The organism is Catenuloplanes atrovinosus, from assembly GCF_031458235.1.
GTDB lineage: Bacteria > Actinomycetota > Actinomycetes > Mycobacteriales > Micromonosporaceae > Catenuloplanes > Catenuloplanes atrovinosus.
Genome location: NZ_JAVDYB010000001.1, coordinates 1,833,052 through 1,851,238 on the forward strand (window position 1 = coordinate 1,833,052; position 18,187 = coordinate 1,851,238).

At 75.3% G+C, this 18,187-nt stretch carries 14 protein-coding genes; 9 read left to right on the top strand and 5 right to left on the bottom strand.

The features are described from left to right. Positions 1–28 precede the first annotated feature (28 nt). The 6 genes from J2S41_RS08015 (at position 29) to J2S41_RS08040 (ending at position 8,918) form a co-directional block, all read left to right on the top strand. Positions 29–712, top strand: coding sequence for a hypothetical protein (locus tag J2S41_RS08015; RefSeq protein WP_310364984.1), 684 nt, complete (start codon positions 29–31; stop codon positions 710–712). A gap of 69 nt (positions 713–781) precedes the next feature. Continuing rightward, positions 782–1,348, top strand: a complete 567-nt coding sequence (locus J2S41_RS08020; RefSeq protein ID WP_310364987.1) for a thymidine kinase — start codon at positions 782–784, stop codon at positions 1,346–1,348. Between the two features lie 109 nt (positions 1,349–1,457). Beyond that, positions 1,458–4,586: an FtsX-like permease family protein gene (locus J2S41_RS08025; RefSeq protein ID WP_310364989.1), complete on the top strand. Its 3,129-nt coding sequence runs from the start codon at positions 1,458–1,460 to the stop codon at positions 4,584–4,586. Beyond that, a complete protein-coding gene (locus J2S41_RS08030) occupies positions 4,583–7,303 on the top strand; it encodes an FtsX-like permease family protein (protein WP_310364991.1) in 2,721 nt (906 codons plus the stop codon). The genes J2S41_RS08025 and J2S41_RS08030 overlap by 4 nt, the downstream gene beginning before the upstream one ends. Continuing rightward, positions 7,303–8,247 carry an ABC transporter ATP-binding protein gene (locus J2S41_RS08035; protein ID WP_310364995.1) on the top strand — a complete coding sequence of 315 codons (945 nt, stop codon included), beginning with the start codon at positions 7,303–7,305 and terminating at the stop codon, positions 8,245–8,247. The genes J2S41_RS08030 and J2S41_RS08035 overlap by 1 nt, the downstream gene beginning before the upstream one ends. Beyond that, on the top strand, positions 8,244–8,918 hold the full coding sequence (locus J2S41_RS08040) for an ABC transporter ATP-binding protein (RefSeq protein ID WP_310364997.1): 675 nt from the start codon (positions 8,244–8,246) through the stop codon (positions 8,916–8,918). The genes J2S41_RS08035 and J2S41_RS08040 overlap by 4 nt, the downstream gene beginning before the upstream one ends. A gap of 8 nt (positions 8,919–8,926) precedes the next feature. Here J2S41_RS08040 and J2S41_RS08045 read toward each other — a convergent pair whose 3' ends face one another. Then, entirely contained in the window at positions 8,927–9,352 is a 426-nt protein-coding gene (locus J2S41_RS08045) for a PPOX class F420-dependent oxidoreductase (protein WP_310364999.1), read from the bottom strand. Between the two features lie 88 nt (positions 9,353–9,440). Further along, positions 9,441–11,048, bottom strand: a complete 1,608-nt coding sequence (locus J2S41_RS08050; protein WP_310365001.1) for a Na+/H+ antiporter — start codon at positions 11,046–11,048, stop codon at positions 9,441–9,443. 85 nt (positions 11,049–11,133) lie between these two features. Between J2S41_RS08050 and J2S41_RS08055 the strand changes: the two genes are divergently transcribed. Then, positions 11,134–11,601: a molybdenum cofactor biosysynthesis protein gene (locus J2S41_RS08055; RefSeq protein ID WP_310365002.1), complete on the top strand. Its 468-nt coding sequence runs from the start codon at positions 11,134–11,136 to the stop codon at positions 11,599–11,601. Between the two features lie 421 nt (positions 11,602–12,022). On the opposite strand, the gene J2S41_RS08060 is transcribed toward J2S41_RS08055, so the two are convergent. The 3 genes from J2S41_RS08060 to J2S41_RS08070 form a co-directional block, all read right to left on the bottom strand. Then, entirely contained in the window at positions 12,023–13,216 is a 1,194-nt protein-coding gene (locus tag J2S41_RS08060; protein ID WP_310365004.1) for a beta-ketoacyl-[acyl-carrier-protein] synthase family protein, read from the bottom strand. Positions 13,217–13,298: 82 nt separating this feature from the next. Further along, positions 13,299–15,104, bottom strand: a complete 1,806-nt coding sequence (locus J2S41_RS08065; protein ID WP_310365006.1) for an alpha-amylase family glycosyl hydrolase — start codon at positions 15,102–15,104, stop codon at positions 13,299–13,301. 120 nt (positions 15,105–15,224) lie between these two features. Continuing rightward, entirely contained in the window at positions 15,225–16,199 is a 975-nt protein-coding gene (locus J2S41_RS08070) for a hypothetical protein (RefSeq protein ID WP_310365008.1), read from the bottom strand. A gap of 172 nt (positions 16,200–16,371) precedes the next feature. On the opposite strand from J2S41_RS08070, the gene J2S41_RS08075 reads away from it, so the two are divergent. Both J2S41_RS08075 and J2S41_RS08080 read left to right on the top strand, forming a co-directional pair. Continuing rightward, positions 16,372–17,298 (top strand): MerR family transcriptional regulator, encoded by a 927-nt coding sequence (locus J2S41_RS08075; RefSeq protein ID WP_310365011.1) that lies wholly within the window; start codon positions 16,372–16,374, stop codon positions 17,296–17,298. Between the two features lie 102 nt (positions 17,299–17,400). Then, positions 17,401–18,183 carry an SDR family NAD(P)-dependent oxidoreductase gene (locus tag J2S41_RS08080; protein WP_310365014.1) on the top strand — a complete coding sequence of 261 codons (783 nt, stop codon included), beginning with the start codon at positions 17,401–17,403 and terminating at the stop codon, positions 18,181–18,183. Positions 18,184–18,187: the final 4 nt, after the last annotated feature.

An 18,187-nucleotide genomic window follows, 5' to 3' on the forward strand; every position in this document is an offset into this window, starting at 1 on the left:
CGACCTAAGATCTAGCCAGGGGGTGGAGATGGACGGGCGGCACACGCTCCGGCCGGGCCGCATCGCGGCGCCGGTGCGGCGTCGCGCCGTGCGCCCGTCCGGGCCGGCCGCCGACCTGCGGCGGGTGCACGCCACGCTGATCGCCGGCGCGGACCGGCGCGTGCACTCGCGCGGCTGCGGGCGCTGGCGCGGGCCCCGGCTGACCCACCTCGGCGCGCGGCACGAGCTGTCCTGGGAGCCGTGCGTCGGTGACTGCCCGTGGCCGGAGCCGGAGCCGGAGGAGATGCCGCTGGCCACCCGCGGCTCGCGGCTGTCCCGGTGGCTCACACTGGCGCTCCTGATCATGATCCCGATCGTCTCCTCGCTGTGGAACGTGCTGCGCCCCACCGACGCGGCGGCCACCGCCTGCCCGCCGGGCCAGGTGACCATGGCGGCGGCGGGCGGCGACGTCAGCGCCTCGCTGGAGCCGAACGGCGCGGCCGGGTCCGTGCTGCTGCGCCTCTGCACCACCGGCGGCGTGATCTCGTCGTGGACCGCCTCGGCCACGCCGCGGGCCGGCGGGACGGCCGTCCCGTTCCAGGTGGCGCGCGTCGGTGAGGGGACCGCCGTGGGCACGGCCGCGCTGCCGGCCGGGCAGGAGTGGCTGCTCGCGGTCGAGCTGGTGACGGAGGGCGGCGAGCGGCGCGCGGCCAGTTCGTATATCTCGAGCTGAGCGTGACGAACGCGACCCGGCGGCGGGTCGTCGTTCCGGATCGGGGCCGGTCGCGGCAGGATCGGCGCCGTGGATCTGACGGTGATCGTGGGCCCGGTCAAGGGCGGTAAGAGCCTCGAGATGATCAGTTTGCTCTCGCCGCTGGAGCACGCCGGTGTCCCGCACCGGATATTCCAGTCGAGGCGGCACGGACGCGACACGGAGATCGTCTCCCGGGCCGGCGGCAGCCTGCGTACCGAGAAGGTGGCGGACCTGCGCGCCGCGCTGGACCGCCCGGTGCAGGTGATCGGCGTGGACGAGGTGCACATGTTCTCCGTCGCCGACGTCGCGGTGCTCGGCGAGGCGCTGGGCAAGGGCGTCAAGGTGGTGGCGGCCGGCATCGACCTGGACCACCGGGGCGAGCTGTTCGCGCCGATCAGGGCGCTGCTCGAACTCGCGCCGGAGAAGGTGATCCACCGCCGCGCGGTGTGCGACGTGTGCCGGAGCCTGGACGCGGCGTACACGCAGGTGCTGGAGCACGGCGTACCGATGATCAGGAAGCTGGCGCCGTCGACCGCGCTGCCGGACGACGGTACGTACACCTACGAGGCCCGCTGCCGCCGCTGCTTCGTGTTTCCGGATCATGACGACCAATAGTTTGATCACGAAAAGGACAAGGCCGCGAACCTTTTGGTGGGCCTCGGCTCTCCTTGAGGACTGAGGGAGGCGAACCCGCGCCGCCCGAGGTGAGGAGTTGACGGCGGCGATGAGGCTGGTGGTACGGCGCGCCCGCGCGGCGAGGAGCCTGCTGGTCGCGGCCGTCGCGGCGACGCTGATCGCCACCGCGCTGCTGACGGGTCTGGCCGGCTACAGCCGGGAGGTCGTCGACGCAGGCGCGCGTGGCGCGGTGTCCGCGGCGGACGGTGACCAGCGCTCGGTGCTGATCCGGGGCGCGGCGGGCGGCACCGCGGCCGGGCTGGACCAGCGCGACCGGGCGGTACGGGATCGGCTGGCCGGCGGGCTCGGCGGCCGGGAGACCACGGTGTCCGGCGCCGGCTACGCGGCCGGCCGGGAGCTCACCGGCGAGACCGGCACGGCGCAGCCCGACGACGACGGCACGGTCTACGCCTCCGTGGTGTTCCTGGACGGCCTGGCGGAGCACGCCGACCTGGTCGCCGGCGCCTGGCCGGGCCCGGACGGCGTGCAGGCCGCGCTGGCCGAGGACGCCGCGGCCACGCTCGGCGTCACCGTGGGCGACACCGTGCCGATCCTGGACCGGGTCACCACGCGCGTCACCGACGTGACCGTCACCGGCGTGTGGGAGCGGCGCGACCCGGACGACGCGTACTGGCGGCTGGCGCCGGAACAGTCGTCCACGTACGGCCCGTTCGTGGTCCCGCGCGAGGTCTTCACCCGCGAGTTCCTGGCGAACGCGTCCGCGGCCTGGCTGGTCGAGCCGGACCTGGACGGTGTCGCGCTGGACGCGCTGCACCGGGTCGCGCGGGACGCGGCCGCGGTCTCCGAGGGGCTGCCGGAGGCGACCGGGCTGAGCAGTTCCGGGCTGGTCACCTCGGACATCGGCGCGCTCGCGGACCGGCTCGCCACCGCGGACCTGGTCGGCCGGTCCGCGCTGGTCACGCCGATGCTGCTGGTCGTGGTGCTCAGCGGGTACGCGCTGCTGCTGGTCGCGGGCCTGCTGACCGAGCAGCGCCGGGACGAGACCGCGCTGCTGCGCGCCCGCGGCGCCGCCCGTAACCAGCTCGCCGGGCTGGCCGCGCGCGAGGCGCTGCTGGTGGTGCTACCCGCCGCGATCGTGGCGCCGCCGCTGGCCACCTGGCTGGTCGGCGCGGCCGGGGACCTGCCGCTGCTGCGCGAGGCCGCGATCGACCTGCACCCGGCGATGGACGCGCCGGCCTGGATCGTGGCCGGGCTGGCCGCGCTCGGCTGCGCGCTGGCCATGCTGGCGCCCGCGCTGCGCCGCGGCGGTACCTACGCCGGCGAGCTGGCCGCCCGCGCCCGGCCCGCGCGCCGGACCGTGTTCCAGCGGGCGGGCCTGGACCTGCTGCTGGTGGCGCTGGCCGTGCTCGGCTGGGTGCAACTGCGGCAGTATTCGTCGCCGCTGGCCGGGACCGGGGCCGGGCTCGGCATCGATCCGCTGCTGGCGGCCACGCCCACGATCGGCGTGCTCGGCGGCGCGGTGGTCGCGCTGCGGCTGTTGCCGCCGGTGACCCGGCTGGCCGAGCGGCTGGTCGACCGCCGGCAGTGGATCTCCGCGACGTTCGGCGCCTGGCAGGCCGGCCGCCGCCCGCACGCCGGCCCGGTGCTGCTGCTCACGCTCGCGGTGGCGGTGAGCACGGTCGCGTGGTGCCTGGCCGGCACGTCCACCCGGTCCGGCACCGACCGGGCCGATCACCAGACCGGCGCGGACCTGCGGCTGGTCGAGCAGGACGGCGTCGCACCGGCGGGCCGCCTGCCCGCGATGACCGTGCTGCCCGGTGCCGCGACCGTGCTGCCGGCCTGGCGGGACAGCCTGCGGCTCGGCCCGGAGAACGCGCCCGGCGACATGATCGCGCTGGACGCCGCCGCCGCGCCGGGCGTGGTGCGGATCCGCGACGACCTGGCCGGCGGCGACCCGGAGCGGCTGTTCGCCGGGCTGGCCGACGCGCGCCGCACCGCGCCGGTGGTGCCGCTGCCGGCCGACGCGACGCGGCTGACCGGCACGTTCACGGCCGACGGCACGCAGTCGCCGATCCGGACCACGGCGATCTACGCGGACGCGCACGGGGCGCTGCTCCGGGCGCCGCTCGGCGAGGTGCCGCCCGGCGGCACCGCGCGGTTCGACGTGGAGATCCCGGCCGGCGTGGACCGGCTGGCCGGGTTCACGGTCGACTCGGTCGCCGGCGCGGGCTCGTCCCTGGCCTGGTCGCTGGGCGGCCTGGCGGCGGACGGCGCGCCGCTCGCGCTGCCCGGCGAGTGGCAGGGCACGGACCGGGCCGGCCGGCGCACCGACGTCCGGGCGGGGCCGGACGGGCTGCGCGCGGCGTACGCGATCGGCGGCGAGAGCTGGCGGATCAGCTCGGTCTCGTTCGCCGTGGTGCCGCGGGTCGCGCAGTCGCCGGCCGTGCCGGTGGTCGGCACGCCGCAGGCGCTCTCCGCGCTGCGGCTCGACGTGGGCGGGACGACCCGGCTCGCGCTCGGCGGCGCCACCGTCGACGTGGTGGTCACCGGCCGCGCCGACGCGCTGCCCGGCGCCACCCAGCCGGCCGCGCTGCTGGTCGACCTGCCGTCGCTGAGCTCGGCCGTGTTCACCACCTGGGGCGTGACGCGCACCCCGCAGGAGTGGTGGGTGGCGGCCCGGCCGGGCGCGCGGGCCGAGGTCGCGGACGCGGCCGCGACGCTGCGCGGACTGACCGTGCTGGACCGGGTCGCGCTCGGCGGGGAGACCGAGTCCGACCCGTACGGCGTGGGCGCCCGGGCCGCACTGTTCGCCGCCGCGATCGGCGCGGTGCTGCTGGCCGCGGTCGGCGTGGCGGTGGACGTGCGCGCCACCGGGCGGCGGCGGCTGACCGAGATGGCGGTGCTGCACACGCTCGGCGTCGGCGCGCGCCAACTGGCCCGGTCGCTGCTGATCGAGCAGGCGTTCCTGGCCGGGCTGGGCGTGCTGGTCGGGCTGGGCGTCGGCATCGCGGTCGCGGCCACCATGGCGCCGCTGGTGGTGCTGACCCCGTCCGCGGAGCGACCGGTGCCGGAGCCGCTGCTGCGGGTCGACTGGCCGGCCGTCGGCGTGACCGGCGCGCTACTGCTCGGCCTGGCGCTCGCCCTGTCCGCGCTGTCCGGCGTCAACCTGCGTCGCCGGCTGGCCGTCGCGCAGCTCCGCATCGGGGAGGACCGATGAGACTCCTGCGACGGGTCCGCGCGACCGCGGGCTACCTCGCGCTGCTGGGCGCGCTCGGCCTGGTGGCGTCGCTGCTGGTCAGCGGCGTACCCCGGCTGTCCAACGGGTTCACCGACGACGGGCTGCGCACGGACGTGACCGGGCTGCGCCACCAGGCCCGCGACCTGACGTTCCGCCACACGCCGGTCATCGAGGGCCCGGTCCGGGTGTCCGGCCCGGAGGCGCGCCTGGACGACTACCAGGCGGCGCTGCCCGCGCCGCTGCCCGGCACGATCGGCGCGCGGTGGTTCGCGGCCCAGGTCGGCGGCGGCAGCGGCGCGCCGGGCGACCCGGGGCTGTCCGTGGTCGAGGGCCGGTTCGACACGGCCTGCCCGCCGCTGCTGGCGCTGCGCTACCAGGCCGGGATCGAGGACCGGCTGCGGATCACCGGCGGCCGGGCACCGGCCTCCACCGCCGGCGGCCCGGTCGAGGTGATGCTCTCCGAGGAGGCGTCGCTGCGCCTGGGCGTGGCCGTGGGCAGCGAGTTCACGGTGAGCGGCACGACCGGCGTCCCGCTGCGGGCGGCCGTGGTCGGCGTCTACGCGCCGCTGTCCGCGACCGCGCCGGAGTGGGACGACGTGGTGCTGGCGACCGTGTCGTGCGGGCCCGGCTCGACGGACACGACCTGGCGGGCCGCGCTGCTCACCGACGCGAACGGCGCCGGGTACGCCGCGGCCGGCACCGGCCTGCTCCGCTACGAGTGGCGGTACCGCGTCGACGAGAGCCGGCTCACCGCGGACGGGCTCGGCCCGCTGGTCACCGCGATCGCCGAGGCCGGGCGCACGCCGCCGGACGAGGACCTGCGGCTGACCACCGCGCTGGACCGGGCGTTCCTGGACTTCCAGGACCGGCAGCGGGCGGTGGCGGCACTGCTCGCGGTGGTGCTCTCCGGCATGGTCGCCACGCTGCTCGGCCTGATCGTGCTGGCCGCGCGGCTGGCCGTGGACCGGCGGCGGGACGAACTGTCGCTGCTGCGCGCCCGCGGCGGCACCGGCGGCGCGATCGGGCGGCGCACGCTGGCCGAGACCGCGCTGGTCGTGCCGCCCGCGGTGCTGGCCGGGTGGGCGGCCGGCACGCTGCTGCCCGGGCGCGCGCAGCCGGGGGAGTGGTGGGCGGTGCTCGGCATCGGGCTGGTCGCCACGCTGTCCGTACCGGTGCTGGCCATGACGCTCCGCGCCGGGTTCCTGGGCCGGCGCGACGACCTGACCAGCCGGCGGCCGTCGCCGCGGCGCCTCGCGATCGAGGGGTTCCTGCTGCTGCTCGCGGTGCTCGGCGTGGTCGTGCTGCGCCGCCGCGGGCTCAGCCAGGCCGTCGGCGTGGACCCGTTCCTCGCGTCCGTGCCGGTGCTGCTCGCCCTGGCGGCCGCGCTGGTCGCGGTGCGCGCGGTCCCGTGGCCGCTGCGCCGGGTGGGCCGGTTCGCGTCCCGGTCGCGCGGCGTGGTGCCGTTCCTCGGCCTGGCGCGCGCCGGGCGGGCCGCGCCGGTCAGCCTCGGCCCGCTCGCGGTGCTGGTCGTGGCGATCGCCACCGGCGTCTTCACCAGCGTGGTCACCAGTACCATCGGGTACGCCCGGGACCGCGCCGCGGACAGCGCGGTCGCCGGTGACGCGCAGCTGATCGGGTACGCGTTCGCGCCCACCACCACGGCCGCGCTGGACGCGCTGCACGGCGTGGACGCGGTCGCGCCGCTGCTGGTCGAGTCCGGCGTGACGCTGCAGGACCGGCTCGGCACCGGCAGCCACCCGATCGTGCAGGCGCAGCAGATCGTGGTGGACGGCCCGGCGATGGCCCGGGTGCTGCGCGACAGCGGCCGCGGCGTGACGCTGCCGGACGCGCTGACCGGCGCGGCCCGGGTGCCCGCGGACGACGCGCCGGTCCCGGCCGTGGTGTCGCCCGAGGTGGCGGCCGAGGTCGGCGAGACCGGCGCCACCGAGGTGCAGGGCCGCCGGTACGCGTTCCGGGTCGCCGCCGTGGCCGAGTCGCTGCCCGGCCTGGAGATGGACACGCGCACGTTCATCGCGCTCCCGGCCGCCGCGCTGCCGCTGCCGCGGGGCGCGGCGATCGCGCCGAACCGGTTCCTGATCGCCGGCGACGGCTTCTCCACCGGCGAGCTGACCGCGACCGGCGACCGGGGCCAGCTCGACTACCTGGCGAACGCGCTCGGCCGCGAGGTGCCGGAGACCCGCCTGGAGCAGCGCGCGGCCGTGACCACCTGGACCGCCTACCGGGACGCCCTGGAGTCCGGCGGCGTCAACGGCGTGCTCAGCTTCACCTTCGCGGCCGGTGCGGCCGGGGCGACGCTGTTGGCGCTGCTCGCGGTCGGGTTCACGGTGCTGGCCGACGCGGGCGGGCGCGGGCGCACGCTGTCCCGGCTGCGGACCATGGGGCTGTCCCCGGGGCAGGGCCGCGGGCTGCTCGTCTACGAGCTGCTGCCGCTGGTCGCGGTGGCGGTGCTGGCCGGTGGCGCGGTCGGGGTGGCGCTGCCGCAACTGCTCGGGCCCGCGCTCGGGCTCGGCGGGTTCACGGCCGGCGCCCCGGTCCGTACCCATGTGGATCTCGTTTTGGTGTTGGGTGTCCCGCTGCTCATGGTGCTGGCGCTGGTGCTGGCGCTGCTGGTGGAGAGCGGGCTGAACCGCCGGATGCGCCTCGGCGAGGTGCTCCGCCTCGGAGAGGAGAACTGATGGCGGCCCCCGATCTGGCCACGCTGCAGCGACGGGCGGCCGAACGCGCCGCCGCGCGGGCGGGCGGCACCGACCGGCTGCGCGGGCACATCGTCTGCGACGGCCTGGTGCGCATCTTCAAGACCGAGGGCGTGGAGGTCTTCGCGCTCCAGGGCCTGGACCTGGTCGTCGACCGCGGCGAGCTGGTCGCGATCGTCGGAGCGTCCGGCTCCGGCAAGTCCACCATGCTCAACGTGCTCTCCGGGCTCGACGTGCCGACCGCCGGCATCGCCCGGGTCGCCGGGTACGACCTGCTCACCATGTCGCCGCGCAAGCGGCTCACCTACCGGCGGCACACGGTCGGGTTCATCTGGCAGCAGACCGCGCGGAACCTGCTGCCGTACCTGACCGCGCGGGAGAACGTGGAGCTGCCGCGGCAGCTCGCCCGCCGGAGCCGGGGCGCCGGCAAGCGTGCGCTGGAGCTGCTGGACATGCTCGGCGTCGGCGACCTGGCCGACCGGCGGCCCGGCGAGATGTCCGGCGGCCAGCAGCAGCGCGTCGCGGTCGCGGTCGCGGTCGCGAACGACCCGGAGGTGCTGTTCGCGGACGAGCCCACCGGCGAGCTGGACGAGGCCACGGCCGCGGAGGTGTTCGGCGCGCTGCGCACCATCAACGCGGAGCTGGGCGTCACCGTCGTGATCGTCACGCACGACCACTCGGTGTCGTCGCAGGTGCGCCGCACCGTGCAGATTCGTGACGGCCGGACCTCCGCGGAGGTGCGCCGGTCCGCGCGGATCGGCGCCGACGGCGCCGAGGAACTGGTCACCGAGGAGTACGCGGTGATCGACCGCAGCGGCCGGCTCCAGCTCCCCGCCACGTTCGTCGACGAGCTGGCGCTGCGCGAGCGCGTCAAGCTCACGCTCGAACCCGACCACGTCGCCGTCTTCCCGGGACAGGAATCATGATCATCTCAGTGTCCGGCGTGCGCCGGAGTTACGGCGACGTCGAGGCCGTCCGCGACGTGTCGTTCACCGCGAACCGCGGCGAGCTGGTCGCCGTGCGCGGCCGGTCCGGCGCCGGCAAGACCACGCTGCTCAACATGGTCGGCGGCCTGGACCGGCCCACCGCCGGCCGGATCGAGATCGACGGCCACGACGTGACCGCCGCGTCCGAGAAGGAACTGCTGGAGCTGCGCCGCACCACCATCGGCTTCGTGTTCCAGTCGTTCGGCCTGATCCCGATCCTCTCCGCCGCGGAGAACATCAGCGTCCCGATGCGCCTCAACAAGCAACCTCCCGCGGTACGCGAGGAACGCATCGCGCTGCTGCTGGAGCTCGTCGGACTCGGCGGCCACGCCAACCAGCGCCCGTACGAGCTCTCCGGCGGCCAGCAGCAGCGCGTCGCGGTGGCGCGGGCACTGGCCAACGACCCGCCGCTGCTGATCGCGGACGAGCCGACCGGCCAGCTCGACTCGGAGACCGGCCGGTCCATCATGGACCTGCTGCGCGCGCTGGTCGCCTCGCGCGGCATGTGCGTCCTCGTGGCCACGCACGACCCGACACTCATCGACCTCGCCGACCGCGTCCTGACGCTCCGCGACGGCCGCCTCGTCCCGGCCCCGGTGCCCGCGATGTGAGTGGCCCCTCAGCGGATGCGTTCGCCGTAGAGGTGGTCGACGTGGATGGTGAGCAGGACGCGGCGGTCGGCGACCATGGCGCGCTTGTAGTCGTCCCAGTCGGGGTGCTCGCCGGCCGCCCTGCGGTAGTAGTCGATCAGCGCGGCCACCTCGGGGCCGTCCGGGTCGGTGCCGGGGCCGGTGAGCGTGGCGGTGCCCTCGGCGGTCACCCAGGCCCAGCCGTCCTGGCGGGTGGCCTCCAGCGTGGCGCGCGGGTCGCGGCGCAGGTTCGCGGTCTTCGCGCGGCCGTCGGTGACCGAGACCAGGATGACGCCGTTGTCCCGGTCGTAGAAGTGGGTGACCGGGGAGAGTTGGGGACGGCCGTCCTTCTTGATGGTGGCGAGGATGCCCAGCTTGGTGCTCGCCAGCAGGTCGTGCAGCTCGTCGAGGGTCATACCCGGGGCCAACTCCGTCCGGCGCCGTCGCATTCCGGCGAGCCGCACGATCGGTGGGCCGGACCGCGAACGGCCCGGCCCACCGTGATCAGTGCTTGCCGGGGGAGGGCAGGATGCTCTCCTCGTGGTCCAGCTCGCGCTGGAGGATGCGCAGGTCCGCGTCCTCCAGCAGGCCGGAGTCGCGGCGGGCCAACAGTTCCTCGCGCTGTGCCTCGATCATTTCGCGGCGGGCCTGCTGCGCGGCGCGGTACTCCTCGTTGACCGGCAGCGCCTCGTCCTCGGTCGCGTTCAGCACGGCCAGCCGGGCCCGATAGCGCTGCAACCGCGCCTCGGCCAGCCGCCGCGCGCCCGGCAGCGACGCGTGTATCGCCGGATCGTCCGACTCCTCCAGCTCGTCCAGCCGGGCGATCGCCGCCTCCATCGCGGCGGCCCGCGCCTCGTTGCGGGTGCGGGCGCGGCTCACGTCCGTGCCCGGGATGCGCAGCACGCGCAGCAGCGGCGCGAACGTCAGGCCCTGCCCGATCAGCGTCACCAGCACCACGATGTACGCGCAGAACAGCAGCAGGTCCCGGTGCGGCGTGTCGGCCGGCAGCGTGAAGACCGCCGCCAGCGTGATCACGCCGCGGGTGCCGGCCCAGGTCAGCGCGGTCAGCTCGGGCAGCGACAGGGCCGGGTTGTTCCGGTTCGGGTCGCCGCCGAGCCGCGCGTGCATGTGGCCGGGCAGGTGCGCCATCACGTACAGCCAGACGGGCCGCAGCAGCAGCACCGCGGCGAGCGTGACGCCGGCCGCGGACGCGATCGTGGTCCACGCGTACTCGGTGAGCGCGCGCAGCACGGACGGTAGCTGCTGGCCGATCAGCACGAACACGTACCCCTCGAGCAGGTACTCCACGAAGTGCCACACCGGCCGGGACTGCAGCCGCGAGCGGCTCGTCGTCATCGACGGCGCCCGGTGGCCCAGCCACAGCCCGCACACCACCACGGCCAGCACGCCGGAGACGTGCGCCTGCTCCGCGACCAGGAACACCGCGAACGGCGTACCCAGCGACATCGCGGTGTCGATCAGCGGATCGGTGATCCGGCGCCGCACCTGCCCGAGCAGCCACGCCGCCGCCAGCCCGATCGCCAGGCCGCCGGCCGCCATCAGCAGGAACTCGCCCACCGCGTGCCCGAGCGAGAAGTGCCCGCTGACCGTGGCCAGCACCGCCACCTTCAGGATCGTCAGCGCGGTCGCGTCGTTCAGCAGCCCCTCGCCCTCGACCAGCGTGATCAGCCGCGGCGGCAGACCGGCCCGCCGCCCGACCGACAGCGCCGCCACCGGATCCGGCGGCGCCACCGCCGCGCCCACCGCGATGCCGGCCGCCAGCGTCACGCCGGTCACGACCAGCTCCAGGCCGAAGCCGACCAGCAGCGCGGTCGCCAGCACCAGACCCACGGAGAGTCCCAGCACGGTACGGGAGTGCCGCCGCAGCGCGGTCAGGCTGGACTCCAGCGCGGCCGCGTACAGCAACGGGGGGAGCACCGCGTAGAGCACGACCTCGGGGTCGAGCGTGAGGTTCGGCCCCGGCAGATAGCCGTACCCGATGCCCGCGACGACCAGCAGGACCGAGGCCGGCAGGCCGCTGCGGTGCGCGACGGCGTTCGCCACCATCACGACCACCAGCCCGCCGAGCACCAGTGCCATTGTCTCGACCATTCATTCCCCTCTGCCTCGATCCTCCCCACGAAGACCCTTTCATGCGGGTGGGCGATCCCGCCCGGCGGTGCGACACTGTGCGGAGATGAGCACCGAGATCCTTCAGCTGCTGGCCTCGCCCGTGCACCGGTTCTCCGGCCGGCCGCAGGACGGGCCGGCTCCCGCCGCGCCGGGCGAGTCGCGCGTGGAGCTGGTGCTCCGGGCCGGCCTCGGTGTCGTCGGCGACCGCTACTTCGGCCACCCGGCCCACCGCGACGCGAGCGTCACGCTGATCGCCGCGGAGTCGCTGCCGCCCGGCGCCGGCCTGGCCGAGACCCGCCGGAACGTGCTGCTCTCCGGCATCCCGGTGGACTCCCTGGTGGGTACGGTGGTGACGCTCGACTCCGGCGACGGCCCGATCCGCCTGCGGGTGAACCGGGCGGCCCACCCGTGCGCGTGGATGGACGTCACCATCGGCCCGGGCGCCTGGCGCGCGTTGCGCCGCCACGGCGGCGTGCGCTGCACCCCGCTGGACGACGGCGTGCTCCGGGTGGGACCGGTCACGGTCTCGTAGCGGGCCTCGCGGACCGGCCGGCTGAGCGGCCCGCTACCGGCCGCCGACGGCGCCGCGTCGACGCCGTCGGCGGACACCCCGCGCGAGCTCGCCGCCGCCTCCACCCTCCGGCGAGGACCCGGACGCAGCCGACTGTCCCAGCCGTCAACAGCACCGATCCGCTGCGTCGACCGCCCGGCGAGCGGCGTGTTCGCCGTGCCTTCGAGCTGGCGCGGCGTCGTCACGTTCGAGGCGAGCGACACCAGAGCCAGCACACCGGCGGCGGCGACCACCAGCCACCATCCCCGTCGATCCCTAGCAGGAGGTGGCACTCCGGTCGCAACCACTCCGAACAGGACGGTCGCGGGCTCGGCCGACCCGAGTCCGGCCATGGTCCCCGCCGGGACGGCCGGGCTCGAAGGCCCGGCCGGCGATCGGCGGGTCAGGGGGCGGGGACGAACAGGAGGGTGGCGTTGTGGCCGCCGAAGCCGAAGCTGTTGGTCAGCGCCGGTGCCGGCTCCCAGTCGCGGGAGGAGAGGACCACGTCGATGTCGAGGGCCGGGTCGATCGTGGTGGTGCCGACCGTGGGCGGCAGCGAGCGGTGCGCGAACGTGAGGGCCAGCGCGGCCGCCTCGATCGCGCCGGCGCCGCCGAGGGAGTGGCCGGTGACGCCCTTGATCGAGGTGACGGCGGGCCGGTGCGGGCCGAAGACGGCGGCGATGGCCTCTGCCTCGCCGGCGTCGTTGAGCGGGGTGGAGGTGCCGTGCGCGTTGATGTGGGTCACCTCGGAGGGTGCCACGCCGCCGTCGGCCAGTGCCTCGCGCATGCAGGCGGCGGCGCCGCGACCGCCGGGGGACGGCGCGGTGATGTGGTAGGCGTCCGCGCCGGAGCCCGCGCCGGCGATCTCCGCGTAGATGCGGGCGCCGCGGGCGACGGCGCGCGAGTACTCCTCCAGCACCAGGATGCCGGCGCCCTCGGCGGCGCAGAAGCCGTCCCGGTCGACGTCGAACGGGCGGGACACACCGGTGGGCGAGAGCGCCCGCATGTTGCCGAAGCCGGCCAGGTTGACGCCGGTCAGGCAGGACTCGGTGCCGCCGGCGACCACGGTGTCGGCGCGGCCGGCGGCGATCCACCTCGCGGCGTTGCCGATCGACTGGGTGCCGGTGGCGCAGGCGGTGGAGACGGTCTCGCACGGGCCGGCCAGGCCCCAGCGCATCGAGACGGCGCCGGCCGCGGCGTTCGGCATGACCATGGGTACGGTCAGCGGCGAGACCCGGGACGGGCCCTTCTCGTCGAGCACGCGGACCTGCGACTCCCACGACCAGGCGCCGCCGATGCCGCAGCCGATCAGCACGCCGGTGCGGTCGCCGTCCCGGTCGGCGGCGTCGGACAGGCCGGCGTCGCCGAGCGCCTCGTCCGCCGCGACCAGCGCGAGCTGGGCGAACCGGTCGAGCCGGCGGATCTCCACCTTGGACAGGCCGATGAGCGTGGGGTCGAATCCGGTCACCTCGCGGGTGACCGACGGGGGGACGGGCTTGGCCAGCCCCTCCCAGAAGTCGGCGGCCCCGATGCCGCAGGGCGCCACCACTCCGACGCCGGTGACCACGACGCGCCGGCCGTCCCGTGACTCAAGCATCGACCATCCCTTGCTATGTGGTGGATATGAGCTGCCAGTATCGGCTCACCGGCTGTCAAGATCCCAGCCCGGTCCATGTTCATCAAGAGCCGAACACCACAAAACCCCCGGCCGGTACGGTGATCAGGATCGCGCTGCCGTTCCGGGCCGAGGCGCTCACGGTCGTACCCTCGTGGTGTTGATCGGTGTTGAACAGGCAGGTCAGCACGGAGCCGGGCGGGTGCAGGGCGGCGTCCACGGTCACCCACGCGGTGCGCGGCAGGAACGGGTCCGTGTTGATCGCGCAGACCACCTCCCGGCCGGCGAAGATCCGTGACCAGGGCACCACCGAGCGCATCGGGCCGTCGCCGACGGGCTCGGGCAGGCCGAAGTGCTCGCCGTCGCCGGAGATCGGCCGCAGGTACTGCCGGCCGCGGCGCAGCGCCGGCACCGCGCGCCGCACCGCCAGGATGCGCGCGAGCTGCCGGTAGACCGGGTGGTCCTCGTCGAACGCGTGCCGTCCGCGGCTGCGGAACGGGCCGAACGCGCCGCCGAACATCGCCTCCCGCAGGTACCGGTCGTCGCCGCCCTCGCCGTCGAACAGCTGCTCGCTGCCGTAGTAGACGCACGGGATGCCGAGCGTGGCCGCGTTCAGCGCGAGCGCGGCCACGGCCAGCCGGTCGCCGTGCTCGGTCGCGGCGAACCGGGCCTTGCGCGCGCCCTTGCGCACCTGGTCGTGGTCGTCGTAGCCGGTCACCACCCGGTTGCGGTACCAGGTGTGCGAGTCCTTGCCGTCCTGCAGCGCGTCCCGGAACAGCCCGAAGTACTCCGCCGGGCGCTGCCTGCCCTTGACCAGCCACTCCAGGTGGTCCTGCACGTCCGCGATGCCGAGCGCCGCGTCCATCCCGACCGCCTCGAGCGTCCGGTACGCGAACGACCGCGGCCCGGTGATCTCCGCGATCAGGTAGAAGTTCTCCTTCCCGATGGACACGGCGAACTCGTGGATCGAGGAGGCGAAGTAGCGGGCCGCGGCCGGGTCCATGTGCTTGACCGTGTCGACCCGGAACCCGTCCAGGTCCGCGAACGCCAGCCAGAACTGGTACGCCCGGGTCAGTGCCACCAGCGCGGTGGAGGGCCCGCCGTCCGGCCGCAGCAGCGCCACGTCCTTGAGCGCCTGGAAGTCTCCGCGCAGGTACTCCGGCCAGTGGTCCCAGTCGCGGATCCGCCCGGCCCGGGTGAACGTGCCGAGATCCTGCAGCTCCGCGGGCCAGACGCCGGTGTCCCGGTCGGTCAGCGGCCCGAACGGCAGCGTCGGCTTGCCCTCCGCGTCCCGGAACCCGGCGACCGGGAACACCGTGCCACCGTCCCAGACCGGCGACGGCACCGCGTAGTCGAAGACGTCCCCGGTGTGGTTGAGCACCACGTCCAGGATCACCCGGATGCCCATGCCGTGCGCGGCCGCCACCAGGTCGCGCAGGTCCGCCGCGGTGCCGAAGTGCGGGTCCACGTCGAGGAAGTCCTGGGTGCCGTACCCGTGGTAGCTCTCGGCGCCGGGCACCTGCTTCAGGATCGGGCTCACCCACACCGCGGTGATCCCCAGCCGCCGCAGGTAGCCGAGCTTGCCGCGCAGCCCGCGCAGCGTGCCGCCGGCCCACCGCTCGCCCGCGTCCCGCCAGGCCGCGCGCTCCGCCTCGGTACCCATGGCGTTGCCGTGGTTCTCCGGCCGCAGCGGCGGCGTCTCGCCGAACGCGACCGTCACGCCGTCGTTGTCGCGCCAGTCCCGCTCCCGCCCGTCCGAGAACCGGTCCACCATCAGGAAGTAGAGGACCTCGTCCTCCCAGGCCACCGGCGACGGGTGGAACGCCCGGTCGGTCAGTCGCGCGAAATCGATGTCGTCGACGCTCCGCATCCATCGTTTCTACTGCGTGCCCGCCCCCGCCGACAGCCCGCTGCCGCTTTTCAGACCATTCAGGGGTACGCACGGGCCCGGGACCGGCACGCGCCGGTCCCGGGCCCTCCCCCCACCGGGTTACCGGCAGTTCTTCCACATCGCGGGCAGGCCGGCGGCCGTGCCGTAGGCGATGCCGGTGTCGCTGAGCGCGGTGACCCAGGCGATCCCGCCGGACGGCAGCTCGAGCCGGATCGTGGAGCCGTTGCGCCGCTCGATGACCGTGCCCTGGCCGGCGACGTCGCCGTGGCGGTTGATCGCGACCGCGATGTCGAGGTGGCGCAGGTCGCGGAGCGTGCCGTTCGGGGCCCGCACCACGTGCACCGTGCCGTCCGCGGAGTCCCTGGAGCGCAGGACGTGGCCGTTGCTGATGGCGGAGGCGAAGGTGCGGTCGCCGAGCTGCTCGACGCGGTCGCGGGCCCGGTCCCAGACCGCGGAGCCGCCGGTGTTCCAGATGTAGCTGCCCAGGTGCGCCACGACGGTGCCGTCCTCGTCGAGGTCGGCCGCCCAGTGCGGGCCGTCGGCCGGCATGACCTCGACCGTGCCGGGCGCGTCCGCCGGCCACACCACGGCGACCTGGGTGTTGTCGTAGTCCGCCGGGTCGTAGACCGTGCCGGCGACGTCGCCCCGCGAGTTGATCGCGGCGGCCTGGCCCGACCAGCCCTCCTCCGGCACGGTCAGCTCGCGCAGGCCGGTCGTCCGCGACCAGGCGACCGGGATCGCGGTGCCGTTCATCGTGAATCCGTAGCCGACCGCGACGCCGGACGAGTTCACGTCCACCAGCTTGCCCTCGCCGAACGGCAGCGACGGCACGCCGGCCACGCCGTTCGTCCAGAGCACCTGCTCGGTCCGGCCGTCGATCTCGACGCTGCCGACCGCGTACCGCCCGGTGACGTCCCCGCCCTCGATGCCGGTGCGGTAGGCGTCGCCGCCGTCCGGCACCGGCAGGTAGCTGATCCGGCAGGTGGTGGCGGCGCTGCCGGCGGGCGCCGCGACCGCGGGCGCGGCGGCCAGCGCGACCGCGCCGGCGATTCCGGCGGCGGCGATGACGGGCATGACAGTCCTAAGTGGACGGTACACGGTTGTTCCTCCTGCTCGAGCCGCGGCTGACCCCCCGTGTGCCAGCCGTTCGACGGGAGGGACACGCGGCACCGGCCGGTGCGGTTGCGGCGTCCGCCGAGAAAAAATCGTTGACTCTCAAGCGGCCTGAGACGCGAGAGTCGACGGCATGGACGAGCTCTACCCGATCGGGGACGTGGCCCGGCGCACCGGCCTCAGCGTCAGCGCCATCCGGTTCTACGCGGACGCCGGCGTCATCGCGCCCACCGGGCACACCGGCGCCGGCTACCGGCTCTACGACGTGCACGCGATCGCGGCGCTGGAACTCGTCCGCACGCTCCGCGAACTGGGCGCGGGCCTGGACGACATCCGGCGGCTGCTGGCCGGCGAGACCTCGCTGCACGACCTCGCGTCGGCGCACCTGGACCTCGTCGAGCGGCAGCTGCGCACGCTCCAGGCCCGGCGCGCGGTGCTGCGGACCGTCGTCCGGCAACACACCGCTACGGAACAGGTGAATCTCATGCACAAGCTGGCATCCATGTCCGACGACGACCGCGCCCGGCTGATCGAGGAGTTCTGGACCGAGGTCACCGACGGCCTCGACCTGTCCGACCTCGTCGACGAGCTGATCCGGATGCGGCCGGTCCTGCCGGAGGAGCCCACCACCGCGCAGCTCGAGGCCTGGATCACGCTCGCCGACACGGTACGGGACCCGGCCTTCCGGGCGGCGGTCCGCGACTACCTGCACGACACCTTCGCCTCCGGCACGGGCGAGCGGTGGTCCGACGCGGACGCCGCGCGCCTGGCCGGGCTGCTCGGCGAGGCCCGGGTGGCGGCCGAGGCCGGGCTGCCGGCCGACTCGCCCCAGGCCCGCGACCTGGCGACCCGGTTCCTGGCGATGCTGGCCGAGGGGAACCCGGACGGCGGGGACGTCCGGCGCCAGGTGATCGACGCGGACCCGGCCGCGCGGGCGGAGCGGGGGGCCGAGCCGCTCGGCCGCTACCACGCGCTGGTCGCCGCCATCAACGGCACGCCCGCGCCGCCGTACGGCGCGCCGGCCTCGCGCTGGCTGCACGCGGCGGTGCGGGCCCTGTAGCTCCCTGGCCCCGCCAGACCCAGGACAGGCGAGGCACTGGGTACGGCCGGTGCCGCGGCACAGGATGGTGGCGTACCGACGGCAGGAATCCGAGGAGCCACCATGTCCGCACTCGCACTCGTCACCGGCGCGTCCTCCGGGATCGGCGCCGCGTTCGCCCGGCGGCTCGCCGCGGACGGCCACGACCTGATCGTGACCGGCCGACGGCGGGACCGGCTGGACGCACTCGCCGCGTCGCTGACCGGTGTCGACGTTCAGGTCGCGGTCGCCGACCTGGGCACCGACGCCGGCGTCGACGCGATCGCGGAGCTGTGCGCCACCCGGCCGCTGACCATGCTGGTCAACAACGCGGGCGTGGCGCACTACATGCCGATGGCGGAGCTGCCGGCCGCGAAGGCGCGCGAGCTGGTGCACGTCAAGGTGGTCGCGCCGACCATGCTGACCCGCGCCGCGCTGCCCGGCATGATCGACCGGGGCGCCGGCACGATCATCGGCGTGGCCGGCATGATCGCGTTCTCCGGCCCGGCGCCGTCGTCGCTGATGCCGCGCCGCGCCGTCTACGCCGGGACGCTGGCCCACGCGGTCGCCATGTCCCAGACGCTGCACGCGGAGCTGGACGGCACCGGCGTCCGCGCGCACGTGGTCTGCCCGGGCGTGGTGGCGACCGAGTTCCACTCCGTGCAGGGCATGGACCTCTCCGCCGTCCCCCGCATGTCCGCGGACGACGTGGTCACCGCCGCGCTGGCCGGCCTCGACCGCGGCGAGGTGGTCAGCGCGCCCGGCGTCGAGGACTACGGCCTGCTGGAGGCGGTCTTCGCGGCCGATCTCGCCGCGTTCGGCGGCCAGAGCCCGCGGCTCGCCACCCGCTACCGCGCCGGGCACTGACCGG